Source organism: uncultured Nostoc sp. (genome assembly GCF_964247315.1).
Taxonomy (GTDB): domain Bacteria; phylum Cyanobacteriota; class Cyanobacteriia; order Cyanobacteriales; family Nostocaceae; genus Nostoc.
Window position 1 is genome coordinate 1 of the sequence record NZ_CAXTTT010000187.1, and the last position, 10072, is coordinate 10072.

At 39.9% G+C, this 10072-nt stretch carries 7 protein-coding genes; 4 read left to right on the forward strand and 3 right to left on the reverse strand.

Annotated elements, in window-relative coordinates; genetic code table 11:
* Nucleotides 1-347: 347 nt before the first annotated feature.
* The 3 genes from ACFE93_RS32550 to ACFE93_RS32560 form a co-directional block, all read right to left on the reverse strand.
* Nucleotides 348-1232 (reverse strand): aspartoacylase, encoded by an 885-nt coding sequence (locus ACFE93_RS32550; RefSeq protein WP_375479924.1) that lies wholly within the window; start codon nucleotides 1230-1232, stop codon nucleotides 348-350.
* The gene (locus tag ACFE93_RS32555) at nucleotides 1229-2290 is read right to left on the reverse strand and encodes a glutathione S-transferase family protein (protein WP_375479926.1); all 1062 of its coding nucleotides are present in this window, start codon (nucleotides 2288-2290) and stop codon (nucleotides 1229-1231) included. The genes ACFE93_RS32550 and ACFE93_RS32555 overlap by 4 nt, the downstream gene beginning before the upstream one ends.
* A 206-nt stretch (nucleotides 2291-2496) precedes the next feature.
* Entirely contained in the window at nucleotides 2497-5031 is a 2535-nt protein-coding gene (locus tag ACFE93_RS32560; RefSeq protein WP_375479928.1) for a BsuBI/PstI family type II restriction endonuclease, read from the reverse strand.
* Between the two features lie 166 nt (nucleotides 5032-5197).
* Here ACFE93_RS32560 and ACFE93_RS32565 point away from each other — a divergent pair, with 166 nt between their 5' ends.
* From ACFE93_RS32565 to kdpA, 4 genes are all read left to right on the forward strand, one after another.
* A complete protein-coding gene (locus ACFE93_RS32565) occupies nucleotides 5198-6172 on the forward strand; it encodes a 2-hydroxyacid dehydrogenase (RefSeq protein ID WP_375479930.1) in 975 nt (324 codons plus the stop codon).
* Between the two features lie 7 nt (nucleotides 6173-6179).
* Nucleotides 6180-7025, forward strand: a complete 846-nt coding sequence (locus ACFE93_RS32570) for an Rpn family recombination-promoting nuclease/putative transposase (protein ID WP_375479932.1) — start codon at nucleotides 6180-6182, stop codon at nucleotides 7023-7025.
* 140 nt (nucleotides 7026-7165) lie between these two features.
* Nucleotides 7166-7717 (forward strand): hypothetical protein, encoded by a 552-nt coding sequence (locus ACFE93_RS32575; RefSeq protein WP_375479934.1) that lies wholly within the window; start codon nucleotides 7166-7168, stop codon nucleotides 7715-7717.
* Nucleotides 7718-8241: 524 nt separating this feature from the next.
* Nucleotides 8242-9987, forward strand: a complete 1746-nt coding sequence (kdpA, locus tag ACFE93_RS32580) for a potassium-transporting ATPase subunit KdpA (protein ID WP_375479936.1) — start codon at nucleotides 8242-8244, stop codon at nucleotides 9985-9987.
* The last annotated feature ends 85 nt before the right edge of the window (nucleotides 9988-10072 follow it).

Genomic DNA, 10072 nt, shown 5'->3' on the forward strand with positions numbered 1-10072 from the left:
GAACTCCATTAATGAGCCTTTGAACTCCATTAATGAGTCTCGATTAATTCTAGTAATTGTTGTTGTGGCAGTTGCAAATTTACTGCTTGCTGGGTGCGGTTGATCAATTCCCTAGCGGTGCTCAGAAGCAATTATATATCTGTCGATGTTTACTGAAGATGGTAAGTTTTTTCTCTCTTTGTATGAAACCACCCTGCGATGCCTTGGGGAGGGAAGGGGTTGGTTTACTCAAATGCGGGGTGGGGTTCTTTATTTTTGATTTATGCAAGAGGTCTAATGATTTGGATGTTCAATTTCTCTCATCACTTCCAATTAAAAGCAATTATCCACAAATTTTTAATCACATCTTAGATATTGATTTGCTGCTTCTTAGTCAAACACATGGCAATTCCTTTTTCGTAATAAGCTGCCTCATTAATAAAAATTGGCCAAACAGTAGATGTACCTTCATAAACAATTGTTTTATCGTCAAAAGTTATAAAAATTGGATCTCCTGGGTTCAAGGCTTGATAATCTTTATCCTGAAGCTCTGGATGAATCATTCCAAAGATTGTACCATCCGGTTTTTTTGGATAGTCCACAACTGATAAGTGGTCATAGAGAATCAAAGTTTCGTTATTTGATGGAATTTTACCGTAGTTAAACTGTTCTAGGTAGTCCAGAAGGGCGCGAACAAGTTCCTCTGTTTGTTGGAACAGCCTTGCTTTTAAGATACCTTGGGCAATTGGGCCAACCTCGAACGCAAAGCCTAATTCGCACAGAGAATTTACAAAGGGGTTTTCTGCAATTGATTTAAAAGAGCAACGATAAACCCTAACTAAAGGATTAAGCTGGCTTAGATAAGCAGCCAATTTTAAGTTTAAAGGATGACTGTTATCAAGAATAATTGTCAGACCCATATTAGCTGTACTGCTGTGCAAGTCTAAGATGAAATCTGCTTGTTTATCCCCATTTAATGCTAGGGTATCCTGAATTAATTTAGCTTGCAAATCTTCGTAACTATTCAAAGTCGGATCTTGTAAATCTTGCTTGAGAAAACAGCGATTTAAATCCTTTTCTAAATATCGTCTCCCGGCGGCAAAAGCATTGGGATTTGCTAATAGAGTGACTGTCTCAAAACTCGGTCTGGTAATTAAATTGGGAAACTGGGCAAATTTTTGGATTAGGTAGGCTCCTGTAAACTCATTTCCATGAGTGCCACCGACAATTGCAACTCGATTAATCTGGTTCATGAAGCATTCACCTTACCGATGCGATCGCGATCGTGTGGTTGATTAAGATAGGACATATCAGGGCCATTGGGAATAATTCCGCCGGGATTGAGTGGGAATAGGTTTCCGTAGTAGTCCCGCTTCACGCTTTCTACGTCGCAAGTGTCAGCCACACCTGGAAGCTGATACAGATCGCGTAGATAAGCTCCGAGATTCTGATAGTCTCGAATTCGCTGCTTATTGCATTTAAACAGCCCATAGTAGGCACTATCAAACCGAAATAATGTAGTGAATAAACGTACATCTGCGAGTGTAAGATGTTCTCCGCAGAGATAGCGATTAGTCTGTAATGCAAGTTCAATTTCATCGAGAGTTGCGAACAGTTCATTACAGGCTTGATTGTATGCTTCCTGACTTTGAGCAAAGCCGCAGCGATACACACCGTTATTTACGGCGTGGTAAATCTTTTCATTCCACCAGTCAATTTTCTCTTTCAGTTCTTCTGGGTAAAGATTTAGCGTCGGATTGTTGGCGAACTCGTTAAACTCAGAGTTCAGCATGACGATAATCTCTGAACTCTCATTATTGACGATAGTTTTTGTTTGATTATCCCATAGTACTGGCACTGTGGAGCGTCCACTGTAACCGGGTTCTGCCAGCTGATAAAATTCAGCCAGTGTGCGACAACCTTCTTCTTCTTGGTTGAATATCCAACCGCCTTCAATCGGAGAAGGAGAGACGACACATACTGATATTACCGCTTCGAGTTTTTTGAGCGATCGCACAACTAAGGTTCGATGTGCCCAAGGACAGCCCAGCCCAACATAGAGTTTATAGCGCCCCGTTGCTGGTGGGTATTGATTTCCTTCTTCTGTACCGATGAACTTGCGAAACTGGCTATTAGGACGAATATATGCTCCCGACTGATTGCGAGGAGCAAGATTTGACATCATTATCTGCCACATACTCGTCCAGACAAACTTTCCCAGCCAGATAATCAGCTTGGGAGGAAGCGACTTGCCCTTGCCTTTTTTCTTTGGCAGATTTTTCTCGTCATCCATTGGAGTTGAGTTAGTCATGGCGACAATCTTGCTTTAGGAGCGATCGAAGTTAGCGCTGTATATGCTGTTAAGTTTATAGTCGGTAGGTTTTCATACCTACACGCACCTTGAGATTTATTACTTTAACTCTACTACGCTTTGCTTGAACTCTTGGATCTATATTGTGGATACCGATATCGCCTTAACGCTTCTTTTTGCACAGATTATCAAAAATTAAAAATAGTTTATTCTGTTTCAGAATCTCCATCCACTTTGTAAGCCTGTAATAAATATTCTCCATTGAAGTGAATGAGATGAGTAGAATCTTCCGCAACCCAAACATCGGTTTCCCAAGCAATTTCAGCCAAATACTCTACCATCGCTTTCCGGCTTAAAAAGGTTGTTACCATTACAAGGGGAATTTTTATATTAGCAAAGATAACTTCAAGTTCTTTCTTGCGTTTAGGGTTAATTGGGCCATGAGAAGTTACAGCTTCAATTAAAACTAGCCAATCATTTTTTAGATAATGAATAATCACATCAGGCATTTTTCCGTGAGAATCGATAGTAACGCCTAAATTTTTCAATGCAACTTTATTAAAATGCGCGAACTTTTCATCTGTATCACCAACATAAATCAGTTTTCCTCCAGGTGTAAAACATTCTGCAAATTCATTAATAATCTTTTCAATCAGAATATTCTGACCACCTGGCGATAGAGTTTTTAACTTTCCTTCAATCACAATAGGGATACGTGATAGTTGCCGCTCCTGAGCATATCGTTTTTTCAAAGTTTCAACTGAAGCAAGGTAAGTACGAATGCTCTTTTTCCATTCAATAGTTCCATAAGTACGTAAGAGTTCAAGCGCACTTTCTTCAATCTGATATACTGTTTTCGGACTATTAACGGGATGTTCAGGCGCATCTGGATTTACAATTATCAAAGCCGCATCTAAGAATTGATGGACTGTTTGGCGGCGAACAGTTTCCCGCGTATTAGGTTTATATGTTTTGCCATAGTGCTGTGCCATGAATTCCATCATGGGCGTAATTCCCATTAGGGGAGATGTAGCAGCTTCCCAAAGAACAGTCGGTTTTAAATTAAGTAAAGCCAAAAGAGTTAAAGCTGAACGCTCATTAAGTTGTGCCCGTGGAAGTCCAAGTTCAATTAGTATTTGCAATGCTTCATCAATACGGGTTTTGATTATTAAGGGGTTGTTTTCAGATTGATTGCTCATACTCAGTAACTCTTTTTGCACAAGTTCATCAATTTCTTTCTGTGATGGGAAATGCTCAGTAATATATAGTCCTACGGTCATTAGCTGCGCTATTGTCGGATATTTTAAATTTCGTAAATCGGTTGCATTAACCTGAGTATGCCCATTAAACAACCGAAAAAATGCATCAACAAGGCTAGAGTTAAGATAAGCAGCAATACCACGTGCTAAGGTAAGATTAAGTCCTTTTCCATTTTTGTGAAAATAATTCAGGTGATTTTCAAAACCTACCCAAGAACAATTAATTTGGTTGGCATCATATACAACAGCAACAACTCGCTTTTTTTCCTCTTTAGAAGAGAATCTTTTAGTCAAAACATAATGTTCATTTGGTACTAAAAGAGACACAGTTTGTTCTGCATATACCAGAGCTTGGTGTTTTTTAGTTACCTTGGGATACTCAACATATCCTCCTGAAAAATTTAATGGATAAATCAAGGGAACAGTATTTTTGTTTGGCATTAAACACAGATATTCTTTAGCACGAAAATCTACAACACGTCCCGTTGATACAGTTAATTCTAAGTCTTTTAATGTACAGGTAAAATTAGCCATTTTTTCAATTACCTGCTGGCTTAGTGTATCGGGGATAATGTGGATAAATTGTTGCGAGTCGTTGGGAATAACTATCTCTGTATAAGGTGAGGAATTTGACAGAATAAAATCATCATCAGCATTTGAACTTGTACTGATAGTTACATTGTCAAATTTTGGTTTTTGTTTAACAGCATGGATAATAATCGTTTCCTGTAAAACTTCATCATCAATAAAAGCTTGCTGTCTGGATTCAAAAAGATGTATCTGGTCTAAAGCCATCATTTCTAAAAACATTCTGCGGAAGTCTCTAAAATATGGCCCATTACAGAAACTACGCGGCGAGATAGCTACAAGCTCTCCTCTTGATTCAAGAAGTTGAACTGTAGCAGCAATAAAACCTGTATATAGATTGCTGGCTTCTAATCCTATAGAACGTAACAAATCACGAATTTTGGAATGAGCGTTAATTTTTAAATATGGAGGATTGAGAATAGCGTGGGTAAACCTGCAATTGTTAGGATTATCGAACAAACTAGGCTGAAGAAGTCTGACTGCATCCTCAATAAAATCCGTATCCCGGATCTCATAGTTAAAAGAAATACCAGCTATTTGACATTCTTTAGCACATAATTTCAACGTCTGATGCAAATACCCAATCAGAAAAGGATCAATTTCATAGGCAACAATATCTAAATTGGCTGGGCGTTTTTGGCTGTGACAAAGATTAGCCACAAAGGCTGCAAGTAATGAGCCTACTCCGGCTCCAGCATCAAGTAGAGAGATTTGAGGAAGATCGAGCTTGCCAAACATCCCAGCCATTAATTCTGCTACTGGAGCAGGAGTTAAAAATTGCCCCAGTTTTCCTTTTTGCTTTTGATCCTGTTTCAAGCTTGCAGCAATCCTCAGAATATCTACTTCATCGAGTAAGTTTCTGGCAGAACATTTTGACAAGCTATTGAATTCCAACGGCTTGTGATGATTGTCTGTAGACTCTCTACTGCTTGATTGGAACATCACGCCTCATTTTCACAGAACAAAAACCAACTTTATCAGGTTTTGAATTTCCGCCATGATATTTTAAGGGGAAACCGATGCAAGAAGCGTCCCTTTATCTAGAAATTATTTTAAAACTATGCTTCATAAAGTCTTCGTTACTCGTCGCTTACCCATCGAATTAGAGCAACTGCGATCGCTCGCCACTGTGGAAGTTTGGCCAGAACGCCAACCCCCTCACTACGAAATTTTACTAGAAAAAGTCAAGGAAATAGATGGATTGCTATGTCTGCTGACTGACCAAATTGATCGCCAACTCATCGAGTCAGGGAAACTCAAAGTCATCAGTCAAATGGCGGTGGGTTACGATAACATTGACATTGCCGCAGCCACGGCACTACAAATTCCTGTCGGTCATACTCCTGGGGTGTTAACCGATGCTACCGCAGATTTTGCCTGGGCATTACTAATGGCAGCTGCCCGGCGCGTAGTAGAGGCAGATCGGTTTACTCGTGCAGGTTTGTGGCAGACTTGGGAACCAGATTTGTTGTTGGGGCCGAATGTTACGGGTGCTACCTTGGGAATTGTTGGTTTTGGGCGCATTGGTCAAGCGATCGCTCGTCGTGCCAAAGGGTTTGAAATGCGGATTTTATATACGAGTAGGCAACGATGCAGTCCAGAATTAGAACAATCTTTAGGTGTGGAGTTTGCTGCGTTAGAACACTTACTGCAAGAGTCAGATTTTATAACACTGCATACACCATCTGCTGATGATACTTATCATCTGATTAGCGATCGCCAATTTGAGTTGATGAAGCGATCAGCTATTTTGATTAACACGGCGCGGGGAACTATTGTAGATCCCAATTCTCTGTATCGCGCCCTTGCAAGTGGTCAAATCGCTGCGGCGGCTATAGATGTCACTGAACCAGAACCGATTCCTAGTGATAGCCTCTTGTTGACCTTAGAAAATCTAATTATTGCACCTCATATTGGCAGTGCCAGCCATCAAACGCGCTCAAAAATGGCAATAATGGCGATCGCTAACTTAATCGCTGGACTGAGGGGCGATCGTTTGGCTTATTGTGTTAACCCTGAAATTTATAATTCATAATTCATCAATGTCTTTTGATAACCTGTGCAAACTACTTTCAGAAAAACATCCCTCTACCTTTGCCAGTTGGGTTTTGGGTACACCTCAAACAAGTGTGAAAGTCCTCAAAACTGAATTGAGTATTGAACCGATTCGCGCTGATTATGTCACATTTTTACAGCTACAAGGACGTATTTTACACCTGGAATTTCAAACCAAACTAGAATCCACGCCACCCCTACCCCTGCGGATGCTAGATTATTGGGTACGCTTGTATCGTTTGTATCGTTTGTATCGTCTACCAATAACGCAAGTTGTTGTATTATTGCTTCCCCCTGCACCAGAAACGGTAATTGAAACTGTCTTCAGTGTCGAAACCACCCGTCACGAATATCGTGTGATTTCCTTATGGTCAGAAAATCCAGAACTATTTCTCAACGATCCAGCTTTGTTACCGTTAGCACCACTGACAGCAACCACGCAACCCCAAATCTTGTTGCAACGAGTTGTAGAACAAATTAATCAGCTTGAGCCAAGACAACGACCTGAAATTTCCTCTTACACCCAAATCTTGGCAGGGTTAAAATACAAAAAAGACTTGATTCGACAACTATTTCGGGAGGGTATGATGCGCGAGTCAGTAATTTATCAAGAAATTCTGGCAGAAGGGGAACAACTAGGGGAACAACGAGGAGAACAACGAGAACGATCGCTCATTCTCCGTCAACTCACTCGCCGTGTGGGAGAATTACCCCAAGAGGTGCGATCGCACATTGAAACCCTCTCTCTAGAACAATTAGAAAATCTCGGTGAAGCTTTGTTAGATTTTCAGGCGAGCGCAGATTTAGAAGCCTGGTTCAGTACATTAGAGTAGCACTAGTACCGAAAGGCGGAAGTCAAAAGTCAATCTTAATTTTTTGATTTGGAATCGAGTTGAGTTCAGATGCTCAAAAAGCTAAATTTTAGTGTTTAATTTTAAGTTAGATAATCGAAAGCATATTTCAAGCCAAATTGATGAATAATACTCTAGCTTCTACTTTAGGAGAACTACAAACAAAAATATATTGGCTACATGATGCTGAGAAATTTGCTGAATTGGCACAAGCAGCAACTGAAATATATATTAAACTCGGATATGACCAACAAAAATCAGAAAATGTTGGTCATTTAATTAGTGAAGCTTATCAATTATCTGACGATGCTGATTTATCATACAAGGCTGGAAAAATTGAAAATGAAATAAAGTTTTATAATCAAGTCAAAGATAAATTTCTAGAAGTTGAGGCTATATTAGGTCTACCAAAAAGCATAGCCGAGCATCAAATTAAATGGTGGATTTATTTTCGCCATAAACAACAATTTAAAGTTATATATCACCTATTTTTGCAACATTTTAAATCTTTAGGCTTCAGCTATTTATTTATAGCTATACAATTAACATATTATATGTTAAAGATAGGCAAAGGTCATAATTTGCGTAATATAGAAATAACTCAAAAAAACGCTACAAAATATTGGTTGCAGTTATTAAAATTTAATATTAATAAATATCCATATTTAGGTTGATTTAGAGTTTTGTAAAACAATAAGTAAACCTGCAAAAAAGTAGGCTATAGGTAACATATCGTAAAGAAGCGGTTTGATAAATGTAAGATTTTTGGCGAATTATGAGTAACTTGTGTTTTTGTTTGTATAGTTGCGGTTTATAACCACCATTTTAAGTTTGTTACTCATTCTCCACATAGTCAATAAACCGGAAAATTACTGTAATCCTCAAATATTCAGTAAGTTTTAGAGTCAAATAGCTATTTGTTTAGTATTTAGCTGTCCTTCTATATTTGCAGATATATATCGAGATAAACACTCTTATACATAGAAGTATATATTTCTTATATAACCTAGTTTAAATATCAATTTATACCTTGTGTTATTTTACAAAAAGCTCCATGATTGATTGAGAAAGCCCATAGTTAGAGGTTAGTTAGTTAATCAGGATGCCAATACACTTCATAAATATTTCCGATTCATAACAAGAAAATATCTGATATTTATCTATCTCAAATTTACTTAGGTTGGAGTTTAATTAACTCATGCTAGAAGGATGGATTCAAATTGTATTAACGCTACTAATTGTAGTAGCAATTACTCCTATTTTTGGGCGCTATATGGCGCGGGTTTACCTAGAGCAAAGTACTTTTCTCGACCCGATTTTGAATCCGGTCGATCGAGTGCTTTATTCTTTGGTTGGCGTTAAAACCAAAGAAAATATGACCGGCTGGCAGTATGGGCGGGCAATCCTATACAGCAACGTAGCAATGGGGTTACTGATTTTCTTGATTATTATGAATCAAGGATGGTTGCCATTAAACCCAACTAAGATAGATGCCCCAACCTGGGATACAGTGGTGCATACGACTATTTCTTTTATTACTAATACTAACCAGCAGCACTATTCTGGTGAAACCTACATGAGCTATGGCAGCCAAATGTGGGGACTTGGTTATCACATGTTTACCTCTGCTGCTACTGGTTTAGCGGTGGGGATTGCTTTTATTCGCGGATTGACGGGTAGATCGTTGGGCAACTTTTATGTAGATTTAATTCGCTCGATTACGCGAATTTTGTTGCCTATTTGTATTGTCGGCGCGATCGCTCTCATGGCAGCTGGCGTTCCCGAAACACTGGCGGGTGCAGCTGTATTCCCCACCTTGGAAGATGCGAATATCAGTCAAGCGATCGCTCGCGGCCCTGTTGCTCATTTTGAAATTATCAAGCAATTAGGGGAAAACGGCGGCGGCTTTTTCGCCATTAACTCAGCACACCCTTTTGAAAATCCCAATGGATTTTCTAACTTGATTCAGATTGTCGCCATGCTTTCGATTCCCACTGCCCTAATTTACACTTACGGGTTGTTTGCGAATAACACTAAGCAAGCTTGGTTAGTCTATGGCATGGTCGGCGTTATCTATGTAATATTTATCATTGTTACTGCCATTGGCGAATACAACGGTAATCCAGCTGTGAATGCACTGCTGGGTAGTCAGCAACCGAATTTAGAAGGTAAAGAAGTCCGGTTTGGTTGGGCACAATCTGCGCTATTTGCAACGAGTACAACTGGTACTATGTGCGGCGCAGTCAACAGTTTACACGACTCCTTTATGCCCAACGGTGGTTTTATTACCCTTTCTAATATGTTCCTGCAAATTATTTGGGGTGGACAGGGTACAGGAACCGCTTATCTATTTGCTTACCTGATTCTGGCTGTGTTCGCTACAGGGTTGATGGTGGGACGTACACCAGAATTTCTCGGACGCAAGATTGAAAAGCGCGAGGTTGTACTTGCTAGTTTTTTGATTTTGCTAGTTCACCCGATCGCAATTATGATTCCCGCAGGTATCGCCCTAGCGTTTCCCGATCAACTAGCAGGAATTAGCAATCCCGGCTTCCACGGTTTTGCTCAGGTTATTTATGAATACGCCTCGGCTGCTGCTAATAACGGTTCTGGGTTTGAAGGCTTGGGAGATTCACAACCGTCTCCTTTGGCGATCGCCACGGGCACAAAAACCACTGCAACTGCCCTGTGGTGGAACTTGAGTACCTGCTTCAGTTTAATTGCAGGACGCTATATTCCCATCATCGGTTTGCTGTTTTTGGCAGATAGTATGTCTCGCAAACAAGCTGTTCCCTACACAACTGGGACATTACGAACCGATACCGGATTATTTACAGGCGTTACAGCAGGCGTAATTTTAATCCTGGGCGCACTTACATTTTTCCCAGTATTAGCGTTAGGCCCCATTGGTGAAGCCTTTTTTATCGCTAAAGGCATCGGCTAGAAATTGGGGAGTGGGGGAGCAGGGGGGTAGAGGAGTTAAAAGCACTCATTAACGGAGTTCAAAGACTCGTCGGCGAGTATCAAAG